This window comes from Teichococcus aestuarii, assembly GCF_003116135.1.
Classification (GTDB): Bacteria; Pseudomonadota; Alphaproteobacteria; order Acetobacterales; family Acetobacteraceae; genus Pseudoroseomonas; species Pseudoroseomonas aestuarii.
Genome location: NZ_PDOA01000005.1, coordinates 1 through 22,559, shown reverse-complemented (window position 1 = coordinate 22,559; position 22,559 = coordinate 1). Strand labels below are relative to the sequence as shown.

Annotated in this window: 17 protein-coding genes and 1 pseudogene; 14 read left to right on the top strand and 4 right to left on the bottom strand. The window is 75.0% G+C overall.

What is annotated here, in order from left to right; genetic code table 11:
* The first annotated feature begins 910 nt into the window (after positions 1-910).
* The 6 genes from ftsY to CR165_RS09470 all read left to right on the top strand — a co-directional run bounded on the left by ftsY (position 911) and on the right by CR165_RS09470 (position 7,938).
* A complete protein-coding gene (gene ftsY / locus CR165_RS26270; protein WP_219929723.1) occupies positions 911-1,876 on the top strand; it encodes a signal recognition particle-docking protein FtsY in 966 nt (321 codons plus the stop codon).
* A gap of 192 nt (positions 1,877-2,068) precedes the next feature.
* Positions 2,069-2,941: an endonuclease/exonuclease/phosphatase family protein gene (locus tag CR165_RS09490; protein ID WP_245906298.1), complete on the top strand. Its 873-nt coding sequence runs from the start codon at positions 2,069-2,071 to the stop codon at positions 2,939-2,941.
* A complete protein-coding gene (locus tag CR165_RS09485; RefSeq protein WP_109516752.1) occupies positions 2,938-4,431 on the top strand; it encodes a phospholipase D family protein in 1,494 nt (497 codons plus the stop codon). Before CR165_RS09490 ends, CR165_RS09485 begins: the two co-directional genes overlap by 4 nt.
* 143 nt (positions 4,432-4,574) lie before the next feature.
* Positions 4,575-6,047, top strand: a complete 1,473-nt coding sequence (locus tag CR165_RS09480; RefSeq protein ID WP_109516751.1) for a leucyl aminopeptidase — start codon at positions 4,575-4,577, stop codon at positions 6,045-6,047.
* 217 nt (positions 6,048-6,264) lie between these two features.
* The gene (locus CR165_RS09475; RefSeq protein ID WP_181378083.1) at positions 6,265-7,464 is read left to right on the top strand and encodes a leucyl aminopeptidase family protein; all 1,200 of its coding nucleotides are present in this window, start codon (positions 6,265-6,267) and stop codon (positions 7,462-7,464) included.
* Between the two features lie 27 nt (positions 7,465-7,491).
* Complete coding sequence (locus tag CR165_RS09470) at positions 7,492-7,938, top strand: DNA polymerase III subunit chi (protein ID WP_109516749.1); 447 nt, start codon at positions 7,492-7,494, stop codon at positions 7,936-7,938.
* Positions 7,939-7,957: 19 nt separating this feature from the next.
* Here the strand turns inward: CR165_RS09470 and CR165_RS09465 are convergent, their stop codons facing one another.
* Together CR165_RS09465 and CR165_RS09460 are read right to left on the bottom strand one after the other, a co-directional pair.
* On the bottom strand, positions 7,958-9,889 hold the full coding sequence (locus CR165_RS09465) for a sensor histidine kinase (RefSeq protein ID WP_109516748.1): 1,932 nt from the start codon (positions 9,887-9,889) through the stop codon (positions 7,958-7,960).
* A gap of 90 nt (positions 9,890-9,979) precedes the next feature.
* Positions 9,980-10,783: a creatininase family protein gene (locus CR165_RS09460; RefSeq protein ID WP_109516747.1), complete on the bottom strand. Its 804-nt coding sequence runs from the start codon at positions 10,781-10,783 to the stop codon at positions 9,980-9,982.
* A 124-nt stretch (positions 10,784-10,907) separates the two neighbouring features.
* Between CR165_RS09460 and cysQ the strand changes: the two genes are divergently transcribed.
* Together cysQ and CR165_RS09450 are read left to right on the top strand one after the other, a co-directional pair.
* On the top strand, positions 10,908-11,669 hold the full coding sequence (cysQ, locus tag CR165_RS09455) for a 3'(2'),5'-bisphosphate nucleotidase CysQ (protein WP_109516746.1): 762 nt from the start codon (positions 10,908-10,910) through the stop codon (positions 11,667-11,669).
* Positions 11,666-12,643 (top strand): L-threonylcarbamoyladenylate synthase, encoded by a 978-nt coding sequence (locus tag CR165_RS09450; protein WP_109516745.1) that lies wholly within the window; start codon positions 11,666-11,668, stop codon positions 12,641-12,643. The genes cysQ and CR165_RS09450 overlap by 4 nt, the downstream gene beginning before the upstream one ends.
* Before the next feature lie 45 nt (positions 12,644-12,688).
* Here the strand turns inward: CR165_RS09450 and CR165_RS09445 are convergent, their stop codons facing one another.
* Positions 12,689-14,368, bottom strand: coding sequence for a tetratricopeptide repeat protein (locus CR165_RS09445; protein ID WP_109516744.1), 1,680 nt, complete (start codon positions 14,366-14,368; stop codon positions 12,689-12,691).
* A gap of 94 nt (positions 14,369-14,462) precedes the next feature.
* Here CR165_RS09445 and CR165_RS24995 point away from each other — a divergent pair, with 94 nt between their 5' ends.
* The 6 genes from CR165_RS24995 to rsmA all read left to right on the top strand — a co-directional run bounded on the left by CR165_RS24995 (position 14,463) and on the right by rsmA (position 22,435).
* The gene (locus CR165_RS24995; protein ID WP_219929717.1) at positions 14,463-15,164 is read left to right on the top strand and encodes a trypsin-like peptidase domain-containing protein; all 702 of its coding nucleotides are present in this window, start codon (positions 14,463-14,465) and stop codon (positions 15,162-15,164) included.
* A gap of 150 nt (positions 15,165-15,314) precedes the next feature.
* On the top strand, positions 15,315-16,451 hold the full coding sequence (gene lptF / locus CR165_RS09435; RefSeq protein ID WP_109516743.1) for an LPS export ABC transporter permease LptF: 1,137 nt from the start codon (positions 15,315-15,317) through the stop codon (positions 16,449-16,451).
* A gap of 9 nt (positions 16,452-16,460) precedes the next feature.
* Entirely contained in the window at positions 16,461-17,570 is a 1,110-nt protein-coding gene (lptG, locus tag CR165_RS09430) for an LPS export ABC transporter permease LptG (RefSeq protein ID WP_109516987.1), read from the top strand.
* A gap of 185 nt (positions 17,571-17,755) precedes the next feature.
* Positions 17,756-20,113 (top strand): LPS-assembly protein LptD, encoded by a 2,358-nt coding sequence (locus tag CR165_RS09425; RefSeq protein ID WP_245906296.1) that lies wholly within the window; start codon positions 17,756-17,758, stop codon positions 20,111-20,113.
* A 92-nt stretch (positions 20,114-20,205) separates the two neighbouring features.
* Positions 20,206-21,600, top strand: coding sequence for a peptidylprolyl isomerase (locus tag CR165_RS09420; RefSeq protein ID WP_109516742.1), 1,395 nt, complete (start codon positions 20,206-20,208; stop codon positions 21,598-21,600).
* Between the two features lie 7 nt (positions 21,601-21,607).
* Complete coding sequence (rsmA, locus tag CR165_RS09415) at positions 21,608-22,435, top strand: 16S rRNA (adenine(1518)-N(6)/adenine(1519)-N(6))-dimethyltransferase RsmA (protein ID WP_109516741.1); 828 nt, start codon at positions 21,608-21,610, stop codon at positions 22,433-22,435.
* A gap of 6 nt (positions 22,436-22,441) precedes the next feature.
* On the opposite strand, the pseudogene CR165_RS09410 reads toward rsmA, so the two are convergent.
* A pseudogene (locus CR165_RS09410) lies at positions 22,442-22,559 on the bottom strand (IS5-like element ISMex42 family transposase); the annotation flags it as partial.

Here is a 22,559-nt window from a genome sequence, read left to right as displayed (position 1 = left end):
GGCCCGCCTGACGGGCCGCGAGAAGGACAAGGCGGCCGAGGACGCGGCGGCGCCCGCGCCCGAGACGGCGCCCGGGCACCCCGAGGCCCCGCCCGAGCCTGCCCCGCCCGAGCCTGATTCGATCAGGCCTGCCTCGGCTGAGCCGCCCGCCCCGGAAGCTCCCCCGCCCGCCGATGAGGCCGAGCCGGAGCTTCCGCCGCCCGCCCACACCCATCCGGCGGTGATGGCGCCCGCGCCGGAGGGCACGCGCAGCCCGCCGCCCGAAGGGCTGGAAGCGCCGGAGGATGCGCCGGCCGGCCGCCTGCCGGAAGCCGCCGGCGCCGTGGCCCCGCCCGAGACGCGCTCGCCGCAGCCGTCGGACCTGGCCGGCCTGCCGCCGGGTCATCTGCCGCCGGGTCATCTGCCGCCGGGCGACCTGCCCGCCACGCCGCCCGAGCTGCCGCCCCCGGCACCGCCCGCCGCGCCGCAGCCGCCGCCCGCCGAGCGCCCGGCCCCCGCGCCCCTGCCCGAGTTGCCGCCCGCCGCGCCGTTGGAGCAGCCCGTCCCCCCCGCGCGCCCCGAGCCGGCGCCGCCGGGCTGGCAGCCCTCCCCCGCCGAATGGCCCGCCCCCGCCACGCCCACGGCGCCGCGGCCGCCGCTGGAGGTGCCGCCTCTCGCGCCAGCCACGCCCGCTGCCCCGCCGCCCGAGGTGCCCGCCCCGCCGCCCCGTGCGCCGGAGCCGCCGGCGCCTTCCCCCGTTACGCCGCCGGCGCCTTCCCCGGCCCCGCCGCCGCAGCCGCCTGTCGAAGCGCCGCCATCCACCCCGCCCGAGCCGCGCCCGCAGCCGGTGCCCGTCCCACCGCCGGAGCCGCCGCCGCCCGGCGTGCCGCAGCCGGAGCCGGAGCACGAGCCCGGCCCCCCCGCCTCCCTCCTGGCGCAGCCCGAGCCCGCCGCGCCGGCCGAGGAGCCGACGGCGCGTGGCGGCTTCTTCACCCGGCTGAAGGCGGGGCTCTCGCGGTCCACCGCCAAGCTGACGGACGGGCTGACCGGCCTGTTCACCAAGCGCAAGCTGGACGACGCGGCGCTGGAGGAGCTGGAGGAGGCGCTGATCACCGCCGATCTCGGCGTCGCGGCGGCGCAGCGCATCGTCACCGCCTTCCGCCGCACCCGCTTCGGCAAGGAGGTGGGCGACCAGGAGGTGCGCGAGGCGCTGGCCGCCGAGATCGCCACCATCCTGGAGCCGGTGGCGAAGCCCCTGGTGCTGGACGGGGCGAAGCGCCCGCATGTGGTGCTGGTGGTGGGCGTCAACGGCACCGGCAAGACCACCACCATCGCCAAGCTCGGCCAGCAGTTCCGTGAGCAGGGCAAGCGCGTCACCTTCGTGGCGGGGGATACCTTCCGCGCCGCGGCGGTGGAGCAGCTGCAGATCTGGGGCAACCGCACCGGCTGCGCCGTGGTGGCCCCCGCGAAGGAAGGCGCGGACGCCGCCGGCCTGGCCTTCGACGCGCTGAAGCAGGCCCAGGCCCAGGGCACCGAGGTGCTGCTGGTGGACACCGCCGGCCGCCTGCACAACAAGGCCGCTCTGATGGAGGAGCTGCGCAAGGTGGTGCGCGTCATGCGCCGCCTGGACGAGACGGCGCCACACTCCGTGCTGCTGGTGCTGGACGCCACCACCGGCCAGAACGCCACCCAGCAATGCAAGGTGTTCGGCGAGATGGTGGATGTCACCGGCCTCGTCGTCACCAAACTGGACGGCTCGGCCAAGGGCGGCATCGTGGTGGCGCTGGCGGAGGAATTCGGCCTGCCAGTGCATGCCGTGGGCGTGGGCGAGAAGGCCGCCGACCTGCGCCCCTTCTCGGCGCGGGACTATGCCCGCTCGCTGCTCGGCCTCGGCTGAGCGGCGCCTAGATTAGGGCAGGATCGCGGCGCGGGGCTGGGGCGCGTGCGCTGCGGCACGGCCCAGGCTTGGAAACCCGAGGGGCTTTGCCTAGGTTTTCCACAGCCCGGGGCGCCTGCCGCGCCCGGCGACCGACTGGGGCGGGCGGCTCGCGCGGCCTTGCCCTGCCCTGATCCATGGCGGAGCCCGACCTTGCCCGATCCGACGCGCATCCCGACAACGCCTGCCCTGCCCGCCACCGGGCCCGTGCCCGGCGGGCTGGCGGCGCTGCGCCAGGCGCACGGCATCCCGGCCCTGCCCGCCGTGCCGCTGCCGCCCGTGCCGGGGGGGCCGATCACGGTGGCCTCCTACAACGTCCACAAATGCGTCGGGCTGGACCGGCGCTTCAACCCGCAGCGCATCGCCCGCGTCATCGCCGAGATGCAGCCGGACATCATCGCGGTGCAGGAGGCGGACAAGCGCTTCGGCCGCCGCGTCGGCCTGCTGGACACGGAGATGCTGCGCGAGGCCGGGCTCTCCCTGGTGCCGGTCTCCCGCCTGCCGGACGGGCATGGCTGGCACGGCAACGCCCTGCTGGTGCGGGCCGGCACGCCGCTGGCGGTGCACCGCCTGGCCCTGCCGGGGGCCGAGCCGCGCGGCGCCGTCATCACCGAGATGGAGCTGCCGGCGGGCCGGCTGCGCGTCGTCGCGGCGCATTTCGGCCTGCTGCGGCGCTGCCGCGCCCGCCAGGCCGCCGCCATCCTGGAGGCGATCGGCCAGGGCGAGAGCATGCCGACGCTGATGATGGGCGACTTGAACGAATGGCGCCCCGGCCGCCGCTCCTCGCTGCGCGCGCTGGAGGGGCTGTTCGGCACCCTGGCGATGAACCCGGCCAGCTTCCCCTCGCGCATGCCGGTTTTTGCGCTCGACCGCATCCTGGGCTGGCCCCGCGGCGTTGTGCGGGACGTGCAAGTGCATGACACCCCCCTGGCGCGCATCGCCTCCGACCACCTGCCGCTGAAGGCCCGGCTCGACCTCCGCCCGGCGCTGCCGGCCATGCCGCCGGCGGTCGCGGCGGCGGCATGAACGCGGGCGCGCCCCTGGAGGCCCTGGCCAGGGCGCCGCACGCCCCCGCGCAGCCGGTGCTGGCCGGCGCGCCGCCGCCTGTCTCGGACGCCGACACGATGGTCGAGAAGCTGCTCGATGGCGCCTCCACCGGCGTGGCGCTGCTGCCCGGCGGGCTGGAGGCCTTCATGGTGCGCGCCGCCAGCGCCCGCGCCGCCGGCCGCACCCTGGACCTGCAATACTACCGCTGGTCGGACGACATCACCGGCGGCCTCATGGCGCGCGAGGTGCTATGCGCCGCCGACCGCGGCGTGCGCGTGCGCATGCTGCTGGACGACAGCTACGTGCTGGGGGTGGACCGGCGCATCGCGCTGCTCTCGGCGCATCCGCGCATCGAGGTGCGGCTGTTCAACACCGCCCGGCTGCGCTGGCTGGGGCAGGTGGCGCTGGCGGTGGAATTCGCCCTCGGCGGCTGGCACCTCAACCACCGGATGCACAACAAGGCCTGGGTGGCCGATGGCCGTCTGGCGCTGGTGGGCGGCCGCAACATCGCCGATGCCTATTTCGACGGCGCCGGCGACTTCAACTTCCGCGACCTCGACCTGCTGATCGCCGGCGAGGCCGCGCGGCAGGCCCAGGCGGTGTTCGACAGCTACTGGGCCAGCAGCCTGGCCCGCCCGGTGGAGCAGTTCCGCCTCGCCGCCGGGCTCGGCGCCACGGCACTGGCCGCCTTCCGCGCCGAGCTGGATGCCATCCCCGATTCCGGCAAGGCCCGGCCCTATCTGCGCGCCCTGGCCGAGACGCGCCGCCAGTTCCTGGACCAGGAGCGCCCGCTGCTACCCGCCGCCGACACGGTGCGCGTGCTGGCCGACCCCCCCGCCAAGGCCAAGGGGCGCGGCGTTCCCGGCGGCCTGGCGCCGGCGCTGGACGCGCTGCTGCGCGAGGCGCGGCGGGAGGCGGTGCTGATCTCCCCCTATTTCGTGCCCGGCAAGGCGGGGATGCGGGTGCTGGAGGATCTGGTGCGGCGCGGGGTGCGGGTGACCGTCATCACCAACTCCCTCGCGGCGACGGATGTGGTGGCGGTGCATGCCGGCTATGCCCGCTACCGCCCGCGCCTGGTCGAGCTCGGCATCGACCTCTACGAGCTGAAGCGCAGTGGCGCGCATGGCAGCGGCGTGTTCGGCTCGCGCGGCGCCAGCCTGCACACCAAGGCGCTGATGGTGGACCGCGACCTCGTCTTCGTCGGCTCCTTCAACCTCGACCCGCGCTCGGCCAATTTGAACACCGAGATGGGGGCAGTGGCCCGCCATCCGGGCCTGGCGGAGCAGCTCGGGCTGGAGCAGCACCGCCTCTCCGACCCCGGCCGCAGCTACCGCGTCGGCCGTACCCCGAAGGGGCGCCTGACCTGGACCGATGCCGGCGGCACCACCCTGCACGAGCCGGAGGCGCCCTGGACGCGCCGCCTTCTGGCGCGGCTGGTGCGCTGGCTGCCGATCGAGGCGCAGCTCTAGGGGGCCCGCCCCACGCGGCCACAGCCGGCCCGCCCTGCCCGCCGTTTCGCAAGAATCGCCGCCCCGCCCCTTGCCACCCGCGCCCGGGGTGGCAAGGCTGTCGGCAGACGATCCGGCCCGCAGACACCATGATGGAAACCGCCATGACCGATATCCTGTTCGTCAAAGCCGCCCTGCCGCGGGCGGGCGCGCTGGTCCTGCCGCTGGCCGAGGGCTTCACCCTCTCCGGCCTGGCGCAGGAGGCGGATGCGGCCTGCGGCGGCGCGGTCTCGCGCGGGCTGGAGGCGGCGGGCTTCAAGGGCCGCAAGGGGCAGAGCTGCACGCTCTGGGCGCCGGGCGGGCATCTCTCCCGCATCGTCGCGGTCGGCCTCGGCCCGAAGCCGGACGCGGAGAGCGCGCAGCAGGCCGGCGGCGCCGCCCTGCCGCTGATCGCCAGCGAGCCGGAGGCGGTGATCGCGGCCGAGGGGCTGAACGCCGCCCTGACCGCCGCCCTGGCCTTCGGCGCCCGGCTGCGCGGCTATCGCTTCGACAAGTACCGCACGCGCGAGAAGCCGGAGGACAAGCCGAAGCTGCTGCGCCTCAGCCTCGCCAGCGCCGAGCCGGCGGAGGCCAAGGCGGCCTTCCAGCCCCTCTCGGCGCTGGCCGACGGAGTGTTCCTCTCGCGCGACCTGGTCAGCGAGCCGCCCAACATCCTCCACCCGGAGGAGATGGCGGAGCGCTGCAAGGTGCTGGAGAAGCTCGGCGTCACGGTCGAGATCCTCGGCCCGAAGGAGCTGCGGAAGCTCGGCTTCGGCGCGCTGCTCGGCGTGGCGATGGGCAGCGCGCGGGAGCCGCGCATGGTGGTGATGCAGTGGCGCGGCGCGGCGCAGGACGCGCAGCCGGTGGCCTTCATCGGCAAGGGCGTCACCTTCGACACGGGCGGCATCTCCATCAAGCCCGCCGGCGGCATGGAGGACATGAAGTACGACATGGCCGGCGCCGGCACCGTCATCGGGCTGATGGGGGCGCTGGCCGGGCGGAAGGCGAAGGTCAACGCCGTCGGGCTGGTGGGGCTGGTGGAGAACATGCCCTCCGGCACCGCGCAGCGCCCGGGCGACGTGGTGCGCTCCTACTCCGGCCAGACCATCGAGGTGATCAACACCGACGCCGAGGGCCGGCTCGTGCTGGCCGACGTGCTCTGGTACGCGCGGGAGCGCTTCCGGCCGCGCTTCATGGTCGATCTCGCCACGCTGACCGGCGCCATCATCGTGGCGCTGGGGCACGAGCATGCGGGCATGTTCGCCAATGACGACACGCTGGCGCAGCAGCTCTCCGCCGCCGGCGCCGCCACGGGCGAGGCGGTGTGGCGGATGCCGCTCGGCGAGGCCTACGACAAGCTGATCAAGTCCGACATCGCCGACATGAAGAATGTGGGCGGCCGCCCCGGCGGCTCGATCAGCGCCGCGCAGTTCCTGCAGCGCTTCATCGACACGCGCGAGGGGCATGTGCCCTGGGCGCATCTCGACATCGCCGGCACCGCCTGGGCGACGAAGGACAGCGCCCTGACGCCGAAGGGCGCCACGGCCTTCGGCGTGCGGCTGCTCGACCGGCTGGTGGCCGACCATTACGAGGGCTGAGGATACGCGGGCCGAGGACCGGCCGCCCGGCGCGGAAGGCGCCGCCTGGGCGCCGGCCGCGCCCCCCCGCCTGCGGCTGCGCGGAAGTCTGGGCCGCAAGACCGCCGCGCTCACCCGCATCCTGCCCTGGCGCGCCGGAACGCCGGCGCCCGAAGGCTTCCCGGCTCAGGATTTTCCGCACCGGCCCGGCACGGCGCGCTGGAGCCCTGGCCGCATCGTGGCGCCGGGGCCGGACTGGGAGCAGGCCGGCGCCGCCGGCCTCGGCGCCCTGCCCGCGGACGAGACGCGCGCGGTGCTGGACGCCACGGCCCTCGCGCCGGCGGAGGCGGTGGCCTTCGCCACCGGCGCCGTGCTGGGCGCCACCCGCGCCGGGCTGCGGCTGGAGCTGCTGCACCCCGCGCCGGAGGCGGTGGCGCCGCTCTGGCACGATGCGTGGGCCGTGGCGCAGGGCGTGGCGCTGGCGCGCGGCCTGGTGGCGGCGCCGGGCAACGTGCTGACGCCCAAGGAATTCGGCCACCGGCTGAAGGCGCTGGAGCGGCACGGCATCGCGGTGCAGTTGCTGGGGCGCAAGCGGCTGCGGCAGGCCGGCTTCGGCGGGCTGCTGGCGGTGGGCCAGGGCTCGGCCAACCCGCCGCGCCTGGCGGTGCTGCGCTGGGCCGGGCGGATCGCCGCGCCGCCGGTGGTGTTCGTGGCCAAGGGCATCACCTTCGACACGGGCGGGCTCTCGCTCAAGCCCGCCGCCGGCATGGAGCAGATGCGCGCCGACATGGCCGGCGCCGCCGCCTGCGCCGGGGCCATGCTGGCCCTGGCGCTGCGCGACAGCCCCGCCCCCGCCGCCGCCGTGCTGGCCCTGGCCGAGAACGCCATCGGCGCCGCCGCCTACCGGCCGGGCGACGTGGTCACCACCCTGTCCGGCCGCACGGTGGAGATCATCGACACCGACGCCGAGGGCCGGCTGGTGCTGGCCGACGCGCTGAACTACGCGGTGCGCGCCTTCCGCCCCGAGGCGGTGGTGGACCTCGCCACGCTGACCGGCGCCGCCATCACCGCGCTCGGCCACCACCGGGCGGCGCTGTTCGGCAACGACGCGCCGCTCGGCGCCACCCTCTGCGCCGCCGGCGAGGCGGTGGGCGAGCGGCTCTGGCCGCTGCCGATCGGCGCGGCGCACCGCGAGGACCTGCGGAGCGGCATCGCCGACCTGAGGCAGTGCGCCGCCGGCCCCGGCCAGCCGGATGCCTGCCACGCCGCGGCCTTCCTGCGCGAGTTCCTGGGCGATACACCCCCCGCATGGGCGCATGTCGACATGGCCGGGCAGGCCGGGAACCCGCCCGGCCTGCCGGAAGGGCCGAGCGGCTTCGGCGTGCGGCTGCTGGAGCGGCTGGTGGCGCTGCGCTTCGAGGACGCGCACCGCCGCTGAGGGGCGGAACCGGAGGGAAGGCAGGACGTGAGCGAGATCGGCTTCTACCACCTGACGCGCACGCCGCTGGCGGCGGCGCTGCCAAAGCTGCTGGGCCGGGTGCTGGCGCAGAACGGCCGGGCGGTGGTGCGGGTGGGCGACGCCGAGCGGCTGGAAAGCCTCGACGCCGCCCTCTGGCTCTCCGCCGACCCGGACTGGCTGCCGCATGGCAGCCCGCGCAGCGGCCATGCCGCGATGCAGCCAATCTGGCTGACCACCGAGGACGAGGCGCCGAACGACGCGCGCTTCCTGTTCCTGGTCGATGGCGCGGAGAGCGCGCGGCTCGGCAGCTACGACCGGGTGTTCGACCTGTTCGACGGCCAGGACGAGGCGGCCGTGGCCGCCGCCCGCCAGCGCTGGAGCGCCGCCAAGGCGGCCGGCCACAGCCTGACCTACTGGCAGCAGGGCCCGCGCGGCTGGGAGCGTAAGGCCTGAACCCCGGCGCGCCTGCGGATCACATCACCATCGCGGCCTGGCGCGCCGGCGGCTCCGGGATCTCCAGCGGCGAATCGGCCGGCAGGGGCGGCTCCGAGAAGGTCTCGATCGCGGCGATGCTGGCGGCGCCCAGGCGGATGCGGCAGTGCAGCCCGGTGGGCGACCACAGGAAGGTGGCGCCGCCGCCCAGCTGGTGCCGCGCCAGGGTGTGGATCAGCCGGAAGCCGAAGCCCTGCCGGCCCGGCTCCCCCTGCACCTCCGGGCCGCCGCTCTCGCGCCAGTCCAGCATCAGCCCGCCCTGCGCCACGGCCAGCCAGCGCACCTCCACCATGCCCTCCGTCCGGGAGAGGGCGCCATGCTTGGCGGCGTTGGTGGAGAGCTCGTGCAGGATCATCTCCACGGGCTGCACGCTGCCCGGGGTCAGGCGCACCGCCGGGCCGTGCCAGACCAGGCGCGGCGCCCCGCCGGCATCCTCGTAGGTGGCAAGCTCCCGCCGCACCACCGATTCCAGCTCCGCCCCCGCCCAGCCCTGGCCGGCCAGCAGGTCGTGCGCGCGGGCCATGGCGCAGAGCCGGCCGTCGAGATTGGCGACGAACTGCGCCGGCGGCACGTTGCGCGGCGTCAGCAGCAGCAGCGAGCGCACCACCGCCATGATGTTCTTGGCGCGGTGATCCACCTCGCGCGCCAGCAGGGTGGCGCGTTCCTCGGCCTCCCGCTGCACGGTGCTGTCCAGCAGCACGCCGTCCCAGATGACCGAACCATCGACGCCCGGATGGGCGCTGGCCATGCTGCGCAGCCAGAGGCGGCGGCCATCGGCGGTGGTGAAGTCGAACTCCAGCAGCAGCGGGGTCAGCGTGTCGGCCGAGTGGCGCAGCGCCGCCTCCACCCGCGCCCGCGTCTCCGGCGCCAGGCCGCGCTGCAGCGCCGCCTGCGGCGAGGTGCCGCTGGGCTCGCCCATCAGCGTGGTCAGCCCGTCGCTCATATAGGGGCATTCCAGCTTGCCGCCGGGGGTGCGGACGATACGGTAGAGCGCGCCCGGCAGGTTGGCGGCGATGTCGGAGAGGCGGCGCTCCGCCTCCTGCTCGGCCAGGGCGCGGGTCAGCATCTCCTGCGCCGCCTGGCCGCGCCGGGTCTGGTAGGCCAGCACGCAGACCAGCACCAGAGCGGCGGCCAGCGCCACGCCCATCACCAGCGTCAGCAGCGAGGGCCGCGGCATCCATTCCGTCAGGGAGCCGACCACGGTGGTGACGATGCGCCAGCCGGTGAGCGGGCCGGTGAGGGTGATGGGGCTCAGCGTGCCCTCGGCCGGCTCCCCCGCCTCGCCCGGCTGCACCGGCGGGCGGCTGGCGATGTCCTGGCCGGCATGGTCCAGCACGCGGTGGTGCAGCCCCGGCATGTGGAGCTGGTCGCGCAGCGCCTGCTCCACCAGCGCGGCCGGCACCACGATGGTGACGACGCCGCCGCCCTCCTCCACCGGCAGCGGCGCGTGCAGCAGCAGGTGCGCGCCCAGCCCGGAGCGGGCGCGCCGCAGGCTGCTGGCCATGGGCTGGTGCAGGCTGGCGGCACGGGCCTCCCCTTCCGGATCGGGCGCCCAGAGCGCGAATTCGTCATGCGCCACCCGCCAGAGCAGCCCGTCCGGCCCGGAGACCTGCACCCCCAGCCAGCCCTGCCGGCGCAGCAGCTCCAGCGGCACCGGGGCGTCCTTGGAAGGCTTGTCCTTGGTCAGGGCGGGCAGGCGTGCGCCGCTGGTGGCCGCCATCACGGCAACCTCCAGCTCCCGCCCCAGCCGGGCCTCCACCTGGTGCAGGGCTGTCTGGGCGGATTGCCGCACGATGGCCGCCGCCATCCTGTGCTGATGGTCGGTGGTCGTGGCATGCAACAGGGCAACCGCCATGGCGCAGAGCAGGATCGCCAGGGCAAGGTAAGAGAGGCGGAGGCTCCGGACAGCCATAAGGCGCATCCCTCATCGTGACGGATCACGAAAAGTTTATTACGCCTTGCGAAGCCACGCCAGACTTCGTTTGCCCTCTGAGCGATTTTATCAACCCTGAGGCAATTTTCCTCCCTCCCAAACCGCGTGAGGAGCGCGCCACAGTACCTTCTCCCGCATGGCCGCGGCCAGTGCCGCCGCCACCACCTCCAGCAGCTTCTCGCCTTTCTCCGCCGTTGCGGCGCGCGGGTCGCCGCGCACGCCGGTCCGGGGCGCCCGCTCCTCGAAGGACCAGAAGCGCTGGAACACCGCGCCGGCGGAGACGCCCGGCCCCGCCAGGGCATCGGAGATCTTGTCCTGCCGCACCTCCTCCGGGTGCAGCGCCAGCCAGAAGCTGGTCTCCGCCTCGCAGGCATGCTGCACGCCCGGCTGCGTCTCCAGCACCGCCGCCACGCCCGGCCCGTCGATGTGGAAGATGGTGGTGGCCACCACCGGCATGGCGAACTCCGTGCACAGCTCGCGCGCCGCGACGGCCAGCGGGTCGATGTTGCCGCCATGGCTGTTCACCAGCAGCAGCCGGCCGAAGCCCTGCGCCTTCAGCGAGCGGCAGACGCAGCGCAGCACGCCGTGGAAGGTCTGGTAGTCCAGGCTGATGGTGCCGCCGAAGGGCAGGTGGTGTTCCGACATGCCCATCCACATCGGCGGCAGCACCACCGCCGGCACGTCGCGCGCCTGCTCGGCGGCGCGGACGCAGCAGGCATGGCCGATCATGCTGTCCGTCCAGACCGGCAGGTGCGGCCCGTGCTGCTCCAGCGCCGCCACCGGCAGCACCACCAGCGCGCCGCGCCCGGCGAGCGCCCGCAGCTCGGGCGCGGTCAGCTTCTCCCAGCGCACTTCGTCCGGTGTCTCGCTCATGGCCTGCTCCTCTCGCGGTGATGGCGGAGGGAACGGAACCATGCCGGCACGGCGGGGGAAACCCGTGCGGCGGCACGGCGGAGCTTTTTCCCCGCGCGCCCGCGGGTGCTACAGGGATATCAGCATGACAGACGCCGAACTCCTCGCCCTGGCCGCGCGACTCGCCCGCAGCGCCGCCGCCGCCATCCTCTCCGTGCGTGACGCCGGCTTCTCGGTGGAGCGCAAGGAGGATCTCAGCCCCGTCACCGCCGCCGACCGGCTGGCCGAGGCGATCATCACCGAGGGGCTGCGCGAAGCCGCGCCCGGCATCCCCGTGGTCGGGGAGGAGGCGGTCTCGGACGGGGCCGAACTTTCCGCCGCGCCGCGCTACTGGCTGGTGGACCCGCTGGACGGCACCCGCGAATTCGCCGCCGGCCGGGCCGAGTTCACGGTCAATATCGGCCTCATCGAGAATGGCCGGCCGAAGCTCGGCGCCGTCGCCATCCCGGCGACGGACGAGCTGTTCACCGGCATCGTCGGCCAGGGCGCCTGGAAGGAGGATGCCGGCGGGCACCGCCCCATCGCCTGCCGCGCGGTGCCGGCGGAGGGGCTCGTGGTCATGGCCAGCCGCCACTACAAGGACGACCCGAAGCTTCCCGCCTTCCTGGAGGGGCGGCGGGTGCAGCGCATCGTGCAGATCGGCTCGGCGGTGAAGTTCTGCCGCCTGGCGGAAGGCGCGGCCGACCTCTACCCGCGCTTCGGCCGCACCATGGAGTGGGACACGGCGGCGCCCGAGGCGGTGCTGGTGGCCGCCGGCGGCCGCTGCACCCATTTCGACGGCAGCCCGCTCGGCTACGGCAAGCCCGGCTGGGAGAACCAGCCCTTCCTCTGCCAGGGCCGCGCGTGAGCCTCCCGACGGAGCGCCTGCCGGAGAGTGCCATCGGGCGCGCCGCCGGGCTGCTGCGGGCCGGCGCGCTGGTCGCCTTCCCCACCGAGACGGTCTATGGCCTCGGCGTCGATGCGCGGCAGGCACGCGCCGTGGCGCGCATCTTCGAGGCCAAGGGCCGGCCGCGCTTCAACCCGCTGATCAGCCATTTCCCCGATGCCGAGGCCGCCTTCGCCGAGGTGGTGGCCGACGAGCGCGCCCGCGCCGTGGCCGCGCGCTTCTGGCCCGGCCCCCTCACCCTGGTGCTGCCGCGCGCGCCGGACAGCCGGATCGACGCCCTGACCGGCGCCGGGCTGCCGACTCTGGCGGTGCGCGTGCCGGCCCACCCGCTGGCGCGGGCGCTGCTGCGGGCGGCGGGGGTGCCGGTGGCGGCACCCTCGGCCAACCGCTCCGGCGCCGTCTCCCCCACCACCGCCGCGCATGTGCTGGACGGGTTGTCCGGGCGGATCGAGGCGGTGCTCGATGGCGGGGCCTGCGCCGTGGGGGTGGAGAGCACGGTGCTCGACCTTTCCGGCCCGCAGCCGCGGCTGCTGCGCCCGGGCGGCGTGCCGGAGGCGGCGCTGGCGGCGCTGCTCGGCCCGCTCGGCCGGCCCGGCGCCCAGGCCGAGGGCGCGGCGCTGCCGGCGCCGGGGATGATGCGCTCGCACTACGCCCCCGGCCTGCCGGTGCGGCTGGATGCGCGCGCGGTGGCGCCGGGCGAGGCGCTGCTGGCCTTCGGGCCGCCGCTGCCGGGCGCCGGCGCCGTCTGGCAGCTCAGTGAATCGGGCGACACGGTGGAGGCCGCCTCCCGCCTTTTCGCCGGGCTGCGCTGGCTGGACGAGGAGGGCGCGCGGCGCGGCCTCTCCGGCATCGCGGCGATGCCGGTGCCGGACGAGGGCCTGGGCGCCGCGATCAACGACCGCCTGGCGCGGGCGGCGGCGCCACGGGGTTCTTGAAGGCCGGCGGGGGAGCAGGCCCTCCCCTGGCCATCCTCCCGCCGGTCAGGCAGCGGTGCCGTGGGCCTGGGCTTGGGCCTGGGCCTGGGCCTGGGCCTGGGCCTGGGCCTGGGCCTGCTGCGCGGCGAGGCGCCGGTGCGCCTGGAGCAGCGAGGGCTGCGTGGCGCCCCGTGCGATGGCGCGCTCCAGCACCGCCACGGCCTCCGCCACATGCCCCGCCTTGCTCAGCATCAGGGCGAGGAATTCCTCCAGGCGGGGGTTGCCGGGGTCGCAGCGCAGCGCGTCCCCGGCGCTGCGCACCGCCTGCTCCGTCAGCTTCATGCGGTTCAGCACCTCGGCCAGCAGGCGGTGGCTGGCGGCATGGCCGGGGCTCAGCCGCACGACCGTCTCGGCCGCCGCGCGGGACGCCGGCAGCTGCCCGGCGCGCAGCAGCAGCCGGGCATGGTGGGTGTGGTAGCGGGCGCGCTCCGGCGCGGCCGCGCAGGCGGCGGCGGCGGCCTCCAGCGCCTCCTCCTGGCGGCCCAGCACCGCGAGCAGGCCGCTGCGGTGGCGCTGCGCCTCGGCCAGGTCGCCCGGCGCCGCGTCGAAATCCAGCATCGCCAGGGCGGCACTGGCATCGGCCTGGGCCGTTTCCACCGCGCCTTCCTGCATGTGCCGCTCGCAGCGCAGGCGCAGCATCTCCAGCAGCCAGAGCCGCATCTGCGGCTGCTCCGGCGCCAGGGTCAGCCCTTCCCGCAGCAGGGCGATGGCTTCCTCCGTCCCGCCCTCGGCGCGCAGCATCTGCACCAGCTTCAGCCGCGCCGCCACCGTGGCGGGAGAGAGCGCCACGGCCTGGCGCAGCGCCGCGATGGCACCCGGCCGGTCGTCCACCGCCTGCCGGATCTGCGCGGCAAGCTGGAACAGCTCGCCCCTTTCGGGCTGCATCGCCAGCGCCCGGTCGCAGAGCGCCGCCGCCGCCGCCGGCCGGCGGTGCCGCAGCAGCGCGCGGCTGAGCTGCATCAGGTGGTTCCACGACTCCCGGCGGCGCCCGTGCCAGCGCAGCACGGGCAGCCGCCCTTCCGCCAGGTAGCCGAAGAGCAGCGGCTTCAGCAGGCCCAGATCGGCCAGCATCGGCGCGCTGGGGTGGCCGGAATAGGGAATGGGCAGCAGCCTCGCCGCGGGGTAGGCGGCCAGGATCTCCTGCTCCAGGTAGCGCATGTCCTCGCCCATCAGCGCGTCGCCGGCCAGGCGGGGGTCGTAGAGCAGGGCGACACCCAGGGTGCGGTCCTCCCCCTCCGCCATCGGGGCGTGGCGGAAGCTGGCGCCCCAGCGCGCCCGTGCCCGCTCATGCGAGGGGTAGGAGGCATGGATGGAGGCACGCGGCGAGATGGCCAGCACATGCGCGGCGAAGGGCCGGGCGAAGTACAGCGCCGCATAGGCGCCGGCGCTGGAGCCATAGAACAGCACGCGCCCATAGGCGGCGATGCGCGCGCCGAACTCTGCCACGAAGGTCTCGCGGCTGATATCCTGGTACCAGTTCTCGCGCCGCTTCTGCACGGCCAGCACGTCGATGCCGCGGCCCGTCAGCACCGTCTCGCCGAAGCCGGGCCGCTCGACCTCCAGGCTGCGGAACGGATCGAAGGTGACCGCCAGGGTGGCGCCCAGGCCGGGTGGCGGCGCCGTTCCGGCCGCGGTGAAGGTGACGGTGTTGACACCATTGTCGAAGAGGCGCTGGCGGACGGGCATGGCGGCGGCTGGTTCGGCTCCCGGGCATGGCAGCGGGCGACGCGGCGGGGTCGTCACGCCCGCCGCGGCCCGGCACCGTTCTCCCAGGATATCATTGCACCGTCACCTTCACGATTTCTTGAACCCGTGCCGCGCCGCCGGGCTGCTGCTGCTGCTGCTCGGCGGCTGCGCCACCCCGGAGGGGGCGCTGCCGCTGGCCGGGCTGCGCGCCGGGCTGGGGCCGGATTGCTGGGCCACCGGCGCCGCCACCCATATCGGCCGCGGCCGCTTCCTGACCGCGGCGCACCTGGTGGATGGCACCCAGCCCCTGCTGCAGGGCTGCGCCCCCGGCGCGGCGCCGCCCTCCATCCGCTTCCAGGGGCGGGACCACACGGCGGAGCTGCTGCGCGCCGGGCAGGCCGATCTCGGACCCGGGCTCGACCCTCTCGGCCTCGGCACCGTCTATGTCGGCGGGCGGGACGTGGCGCTGCTGCGGGTGGCGGGCCTGGCGGCCGGCGCCCCCGCCTTGCCGCTCTGCGCCGGCGCGCCGTGGCCGGGCCAGCCCTTGCTGGTGCTGACGCCGCGCCGCCGCGCCACCAGCCGCATCGCCGGGCTGCGGCCGGAGGCCACGGCGCTGCACGGCGCCTATGCCGAGATGCCGCTGCGGCTGGAGCCCGGCGAATCCGGCGGCGCGGTGGTCGATGCGTCGGTGCCCTGCCTGCTCGGCCTGGTCAGCCACCGCGCCGAGGCGGGCGGGAGGCCGGCCGGCACGCGCCTCGTGCCCGCGCCGGTGCTGCGGGCGTTTCTCGGGGAGTAGCCGGGCGCGGGACGCCGGGCGGAAGGGGGCGCAAAGCTTGGCGCCCCGCTCCGCCCGGCCTACATGCAGCCCCGACCCGGTCCCTCCCCGCCCCGGCCCCTCCCCCGCCCCGGCCCCGCCGCGGCCCGCCAGAGGTGAACCCCTGCCCGCATGACCAAGATCGACCGCTACATGTTCCGCCAGCTCGGCGTGTCGCTGCTCGCCGTCACCGTGGGGCTCGCCGCCCTGGTCTGGCTGACGCAGAGCCTGCGCTTCATCGAGCTGGTGCTGGACCGCGGCCTTTCCCTCGCGGTCTTCATCGAGCTGACCGGCCTGCTGCTGCCCAGCTTCTTCGCGGTGATCCTGCCCATCACCACCTTCGTGGTGACGCTGTTCACCTATGTGCGGCTGAACGCCGACCGCGAGCTGGTGGTGATGCGCGCCGCCGGCCTGTCGGACTGGCAGCTTTCGCGCCCGGCGCTGCTGGTGGCCTCCATCGCCACCGCGCTGGCCCTGTTCATGCAGCTCTGGCTGGTGCCGGTCAGCCATGCCGCCTTCCGCGCCTGGCAGTTCGAGATCCGCAACGAGATGGCGGCCATCCTGCTGCAGGAAGGGGTATTCAGCAGCCTGGGCGACACGCTCACTGTCTATGCCCGCCAGCGCGCCGCGGACGGCACCCTGCGCGGCATCCTGGTGCACGACATGCGCGAGCCGGGCACGCCCGTCACCATCATGGCGCAGGAGGGGCGGCTGGTCTCCACCCCCGCCGGCCCGCGCGTGACGCTGCTGAACGGCGTGCGCCAGCAGATGGAGCCGGCCACCGCCACCCGCCCCGCGCGCCTCTCCGTGCTCTCCTTCGCCGAGAACAGCGTGGACCTGGCCAGCACCTCCAACAGCCCCGCCGAGACCGCCCGCAACCGCGACTCGCGCGAGCGCTTCGTGGGCGAGCTGCTGCACCCCGACCCGGAGGAGAACCTGCCGGAGCGCGACATCCGCAAGTTCCGCGCCGAGGGGCACCAGCGCCTCTCCTCCCCCTTCACCGCGCTGTCCTTCGCCATGGTCGGGCTGGCCACGGCGCTGGCCAGCGGCTTCCGCCGGCATGGCGACTGGCGGCCGGCGACCCTCGGCGTCGGGCTGGTGGTGGTGCTGCTGGCGCTGGGCCTCGCGGTGGGCAACCTGGCGGCGCGCAACAACGCCGCCATCCCGCTGGTCTGGGCGCAGGCCGTGGTGCCGGGGCTGATCGCGGCCTGGGTGCTCTCCGGCAGCCCGGGCCTGCCGCGCCGCCGGCCCGGCACGGCGGAAGGCTGAGCCGGCATGATGGCCTTCTCCTACACCCTCTCCGCCTACATCGCCCGCCGCTTCGCGGGCATGGCGCTGGCGCTGGTCGCGGCGCTCACCGGCCTCGTCGCGCTGTTCGACTTCATCGAGCTGCTGCGCCGCGCCGCCACCCGGCCGGAGGCCACTTTCGGCCTCGTCGCCTCCATCGCCTCGCTGCGGCTGCCCTTCGTGGTGCTGCAGATCCTGCCCTTCGCCGTGCTGCTGGGCGGAATCATCGCCTTCTGGCGCCTCGCCCGCTCCTCCGAGCTGGTGGTGGCGCGCGCCGCCGGCGTCTCGGCCTGGAGCTTCCTGGCAGGGCCGGTGCTGGTGGCGCTCTGCCTCGGCACGCTGGCCATCACCGTCGTCTCGCCGCTCTCCGCCGCCATGCTGGCGCGCGCCGAGCGGCTGGACGCCACCTACCTGCGCAACGCCACGGGCCTGTCCTCGCTGGCGGGGGGGCGGCTCTGGCTGCGCCAGGCCGACGCCACGCTGGAGCCGGGCGGCGTCGCCATCCTGGCCGGCGTGCCGGAGATCGGGCGGGAGGGCTTCCAGCTCACCCAGGTCTCGCTGTGGCGGCTCGCCGCCAACGACCGGCCGCTGGAGCGGGTGGAGGCGCCGCGCGCCCGCCTCATCCCCGGCGCGTGGGAGCTGGAGCAGGCGGTGGCCTTCGGCAGCGACCGCCAGCCCTCGGCGCCGGGCACGCTGCGCCTGCCCACCACCCTGACGCCCGACCGCATCGAGGACAGCTTCGCCAGCCCCGACACCCTCTCCTTCTGGGCGCTGCCGGGCTTCATCGCGGTGCTGGAGAGCGCCGGCTTCTCCGCCATGCGGCACCGGCTGCACTTCCATTCCCTGCTCTCCCTGCCGCTGCTGACGGCGGCCATGGCGCTGATGGCGGCCGGCTTCTCGATGCGCCATTCCCGCCGCGGCGGCGTGGCGCGGATGATCGGCGCCGGCATCGCCGCCGGATTCGCGCTGTTCCTGCTGGACAAGGTGTCGGAGGAGTTCGGCCAGGCCGGCACCCTGCCGGTGGCGCTGGCCGCCTGGGCCCCCTCGATCGCCGGCCTGTTGCTGGCGCTGACCCTGCTGATCTACCAGGAAGACGGCTGAGCCGGGCCGGGAGCCACAATCCGGGCTCCGGCCTCCAGGCCCGGCCTTCGGGCTCCGGGGCACGGTGCGCCGGAGGCCGCCGGCGGCGCCTGAGCGCAATGTGATGCCGCCCCGGCGCCCCACGGCCCGCCCCGGCGCCGCGCATCCCTCTCGCCGCGCTCCGCCGAAGCCGCTATGGAAGCGGCATGGACCGAGCCATGCGCGACGCCGGGGAGCCCCCGGCAGGGAAGACGGATCGCCGGGGAGGGCCGCGGCGCTCCCTGCCGCCGGCCGGCTGGCGTGCCGCCCTGCTGGGCAGCGCCGTGCTGCTTTCCGCCAGCCTGCCGCTGCACCAGGCCGAGTCGCAGCCCGCCGCGCCGCAGCCAACCGGCGCGGTGCCGGCCGCCCCGCCGCAGGCCACAGCGCCCCAGGCAACACCGCCGCAGGCAACACCGCCCCAGGCAACACCGCCCCAGACCGGCAACAACGCCCCCGTCACCTTCACCGCCGAGGAGGTGGAGTACGACCAGGCGCGCGACCTCGTCACCGCCCGCGGCGCGGTGGAGGCCTGGCAGAACGAGCGCATCCTGCGCGCCGACCGCTTCACCTTCGACCGCAACACCGGCATCGCCACCGCCGAGGGCAACGTCCAGCTGCTGGAGGCGGACGGGCAGGTGCTGTTCGCCGACCGCGCCGAGCTGACCGGCAACATGCGCGATGGCGTGGTGGAGGGGCTGAAGGCCCGCCTCGCCCAGAATGGCCGCATGGTGGCCAGCGGCGCCCGCCGCACGGACGGCACCATCCTCGACATGTCGCGGGTGCTCTACACCTCCTGCGACCTCTGCGCCGAGAACCCGGAGGCGCCGCCGCTGTGGCAGCTGCGCGCCCGGCTGGCCACGCACGACCAGGAAGCCAAGCGCCTGCGCTACCGCGACGCCTCGCTGATGCTGGGCGGCGTGCCGGTGCTCTACACGCCCTATCTCTCGCACCCCGACCCCTCGGTGCCGCGCCAGTCCGGCTTCCTGACGCCCACCTTCGGCAGCAGCAGCTTCCTCGGCGGCTTCCTCACCACGCCCTACTACTGGGCGATCGACCCCAGCCAGGACCTGACCCTCTCGCCGACCTTCTCGACCAAGCAGGACCCGGCGCTCGGCTTCGACTACCGCCGCCGCTTCAACAGCGGCGAGATCCAGGCCACCGGCTCCGTCGGCCAGCGCGACGGCGCGCCGGGCGAGGAGGGCTGGGGCGGCCACATCTACAGCCGCGGCCAGTTCTCGATCGACGAGAACTGGCGCACCGGCTTCAACCTGAACCGCGCCAGCAGCGAGAACTACCTGCGCGCCTGGCGCTACCCGGCGCCCCGCCAGCTCTCCTCCGACGCCTATGCGGAGGGCTTCTGGGGCACCGAGGCCTATGCGCGGGTCGATAGCCGTGCCTATCAGGGCCTCTCTGAGGTGGACGACACGGGGCAGATCCCGCTCGTGCTGCCCAACCTCTTCGCCGATTACTGGGTGGGGCGCGACCGGCTGGGCGGCTACCTCAGCGCGGATATCGGCGCCTTCGCCCTCTTCCGCGACGAAGGCACGGACACCCGCCGCATCGCCTCCCGCCTGCGCTACGACCTGCCGCGCATCGACCGCTTCGGGCAGGTCTGGACCTTCCGCGCCCAGGCGGACGGGCTGGCCCGCTGGGTGGACGACCTCGACCTCGCCCCCAACTTCGCCAGCCGCAACACCGCCACCGACGCCACCGGCAATGTCCGCGTGGCGCTGGACTGGCGCCTGCCGATGAGCCGCAGCGCCGGCGCCTACGGCACCCAGCTGATCGAGCCGCGGGTGCAGCTCGTCACCGGTCCGGCGACGGGGCGGCAGACCCTGGTGGCGAACGAGGACAGCCTCGACTTCGAGTTCACCGACGCCAACCTGTTCGAGCTCAACCGCTTCCCAGGCCGCGACCGGCAGGAAGGCGGCAGCCGGGTGGACGCCGCTTTCCGCGGCGCCTGGTTCTTCCCCAATGGCGGGCAGGTCGAGGCGCTGGTCGGCCGCTCCTTCCGCGCCAGCGAGGAGGCGGTGTTCGATGTCAATTCCGGCCTGCGCGACCAGGCTTCGGACTGGGTCGGCCGGGTGCGCTTCTCCCCCGTTTCCTGGCTGGACCTGACCGCCCGCGCCCGGCTGGACAAGGAGAACCTGGACAGCCGGCTGGTCGAGACCCGCGCCCAGCTCAGCCTCGGCCGCGTGACGCTCGGCGCCGGCTACCTCTACACCGACCCCTCCACCGCGCTGATCTCGACCCGCGAGCGGCGCGAGGTCTCGGGCTCTGCCCAGGCGCAGATCACCCGCTTCTGGCGCGGCGGCGGCTTCGGCCGCTACGACCTGGAGCTGGACCGCGCTGTCTCGGCCGGCGTCAACCTCACCTACGAGGATGAATGCCTGATCTTCGACACGCGCTTCGCCAAGACCTATGCGGAGCCGAGCAACCGCGCCTCCTACTATCCTTCCGACACCGTCCTGCTGTTCCGTGTCTCGTTCAAGACGGTGGGCGATTTCGGCTTCCGCGCGATCTGACGCCCTCCCCGGCGTCATACCCTGGCGCCATCCCCGCCGCCCTGCGCGATTGGGGCTGGCGGAGGATGCGCACCCGGCCTAGGAAATCCGCCATGCGACGCGCCCTCGCCCCGACCCGCCCGACCCCTTCCGCCCCGGCCCCTTCCGTCCCGGCCCTGCGTGCCACGGCGTGGCGCGCGCTGGCCCTGGCGGCGGTGCTGCCGCTGGCCGCCCTCGCCACCGCGCCGGGCGCCCTGGCCCAGCGGGCCGGCGCGGCCCAGGGGGCTGCCCAAAGCGCTGCCCAGCCCGGCGCCACCCCGATGAACCGCATCGTCGCCGTGGTGAATGGCGACGTGGTGACGGCGAACGAGGTGGCCGCGCGCACCCGCCTCTTCGCGCTGAACGCCGGCATGGGGCCGAACCCCGAGGTGCTGACCCGGCTGCGCCCCCAGGTGACGCGGCTGCTGGTGGATGAGCGGCTGCGCATGCAGGAGGTGCAGCGCCGCGGCATCCCCGTGGCCGATGCCGATGTCGCCGCCGCCATCGAGGAGATCGAGCAGCGCAACGGCCTCCCCTCCGGCGGGCTGCTGGCCCAGCTGCGCGGCGCCGGCGTACAGCCGCGCGCGCTCTTCGACCAGATCCGCAACCAGATCGGCTGGTCGCGGCTGGTGCGGCAGCAGCTCGGCAACCAGGCCCAGGTCTCGCCGCAGGAGATCGAGGAGTTCATGGCCGCCCACAAGGCGCGCACCGGCGAGCCGGAATTCCTGGTCTCCGAGATCTTCATCCCCGTCGACGACCCGGCCGCCGAGCCGGAGGTGCGCCGCTTCGTGGACGATGTGGTGGGCCAGCTCCGCGCCGGCGTGCCCTTCGCCGCCGCCGCCACCCAGTTCAGCCAGAGCCAGACCGCGCTGCAGGGCGGCGACATGGGCTGGACCCGCCCCGACGAGTTCGACCCCGCCGTGGGCCGCATCGTGAGCCAGATGCCGCCCGGCGCCATCGCCAACCCGCAGCGCGTGCCGGGGGGCTTCCAGATCGTCACGCTGCGGCAGAAGCGCGAGACGGGGCGCGAGATCGCCACCCTCGTCACGCTGCGCCAGGCCTTCTTCGGCTTCACCAGCGCGCTCGACCCGCAGGCGCCGACGCAGCAGCAGATCCAGGCGCTGGAGCGCGCCCGCGCCCTGGAGGGCAAGGCCTGCCCCGCCCTGGAGGCCGCCGCCCGCGGCTCCGACCGCCCGGCCGACCCCGGCGGCCCGCTGCGGCAGGACACCCTGCAGCCCGCGCCGCTGCGCGGCATCGTCGCCAGCCTCGCCGTCAACCGCGCCAGCCAGCCGCTGGTGACGCCGGAGGGCGTTCTGGTGCTGGCCGTCTGCTCGCGCGAGACCCGCAACCTGGCCGAGCTGACGCCCGACCAGGCGCGTGCCCAGATCCTGCGCGATCGCATCGAGCTGACCTCGCGCCAGCTGCAGCGCGACCTGCGCCGCCGCGCGCAGATCGACATGCGGAGCTGATCCGGCCATTTCCGCCTCCCTTCCCTCGCTCGCCGAGACCATCGCGAAGCACGGGCTGGCGGCGCGCAAGGCGCTCGGCCAGCACTTCCTGCTCGATGCCACGCTCTGCGCCCGCATCGCCTCCATCGCCGCGCCTCTGGAGGGGCGGCACGTGCTGGAGGTCGGCCCCGGCCCCGGCGGCCTGACCCGTGCCCTGCTCGACACCGCCGCCGCCGAGGTGGTGGCGGTGGAGCTGGACCACCGCGCCATCGCCGCGCAGGAGGAGCTGGCCGCCGCCTATCCCGGCCGGCTGCGCGTCGTCGAGGGCGACGCGCTGAGGATCGACGCGGAGAGCCTGCTGCCGGCACCGCGCCGCATCGTCGCCAACCTGCCCTACAATGTCGGCACGCCGCTGCTGATCGGCTGGCTGCGCCAGGCGCATCTGTTCGAGAGCATGACGCTGATGTTCCAGCAGGAGGTGGCCGAGCGCATCGTCGCCGCCCCCGACACGGAGCATTACGGCCGGCTCGCCGTGCTCTCGCAGTGGCGCTGCCAGGCGCGCATGACGCTGCGCCTGCCGCCCGGCGCCTTCTCGCCACCGCCCAAGGTGTGGTCGGCCATTGTCCACCTCGTGCCGCATGCCGAGGCGCCGGACCCGGCGCTGATGGCGGCGCTGGAGAAGGTGACGGCGGCGGCCTTCGGGCAGCGGCGCAAGATGCTGCGCTCCAGCCTGAAGTCGCTGGGCGAGGCCGAGGCGCTGCTCGGCGGCGCCGGGCTGGACGGCACGCGCCGCGCCGAGACGCTCAGCGTGGCGGAGTTCGACCGGCTGGCACGGCTGCTGCTGGCGCGGGACTAGGGCCTGTTAGAGCTTGAGCCAGTCGGCGGCTGCTGCGAGGCAGAGGATGCCGATGAAGGATCGGGCGGTCTTCTCGTAGCGGGTGGCGACGGCACGCCATTCTTTGAGGCGGGCCCAAAGGTTC

What these genes read in the sequence shown, in the direction of transcription:
- CR165_RS09485 (WP_109516752.1), top strand. Translation starts at nt 2,938, where the DNA reads ATGAACGCGGGCGCGCCCCTGGAGGCCCTGGCCAGGGCGCCGCACGCC.
- CR165_RS09480 (WP_109516751.1), top strand. Translation starts at nt 4,575, where the DNA reads ATGACCGATATCCTGTTCGTCAAAGCCGCCCTGCCGCGGGCGGGCGCG.
- CR165_RS09465 (WP_109516748.1), bottom strand. Translation starts at nt 9,889, where the DNA reads ATGGCTGTCCGGAGCCTCCGCCTCTCTTACCTTGCCCTGGCGATCCTG.
- CR165_RS09460 (WP_109516747.1), bottom strand. Translation starts at nt 10,783, where the DNA reads ATGAGCGAGACACCGGACGAAGTGCGCTGGGAGAAGCTGACCGCGCCC.
- cysQ (WP_109516746.1), top strand. Translation starts at nt 10,908, where the DNA reads ATGACAGACGCCGAACTCCTCGCCCTGGCCGCGCGACTCGCCCGCAGC.
- CR165_RS09445 (WP_109516744.1), bottom strand. Translation starts at nt 14,368, where the DNA reads ATGCCCGTCCGCCAGCGCCTCTTCGACAATGGTGTCAACACCGTCACC.
- lptF (WP_109516743.1), top strand. Translation starts at nt 15,315, where the DNA reads ATGACCAAGATCGACCGCTACATGTTCCGCCAGCTCGGCGTGTCGCTG.
- lptG (WP_109516987.1), top strand. Translation starts at nt 16,461, where the DNA reads ATGGCCTTCTCCTACACCCTCTCCGCCTACATCGCCCGCCGCTTCGCG.
- CR165_RS09425 (WP_245906296.1), top strand. Translation starts at nt 17,756, where the DNA reads ATGGACCGAGCCATGCGCGACGCCGGGGAGCCCCCGGCAGGGAAGACG.
- CR165_RS09420 (WP_109516742.1), top strand. Translation starts at nt 20,206, where the DNA reads ATGCGACGCGCCCTCGCCCCGACCCGCCCGACCCCTTCCGCCCCGGCC.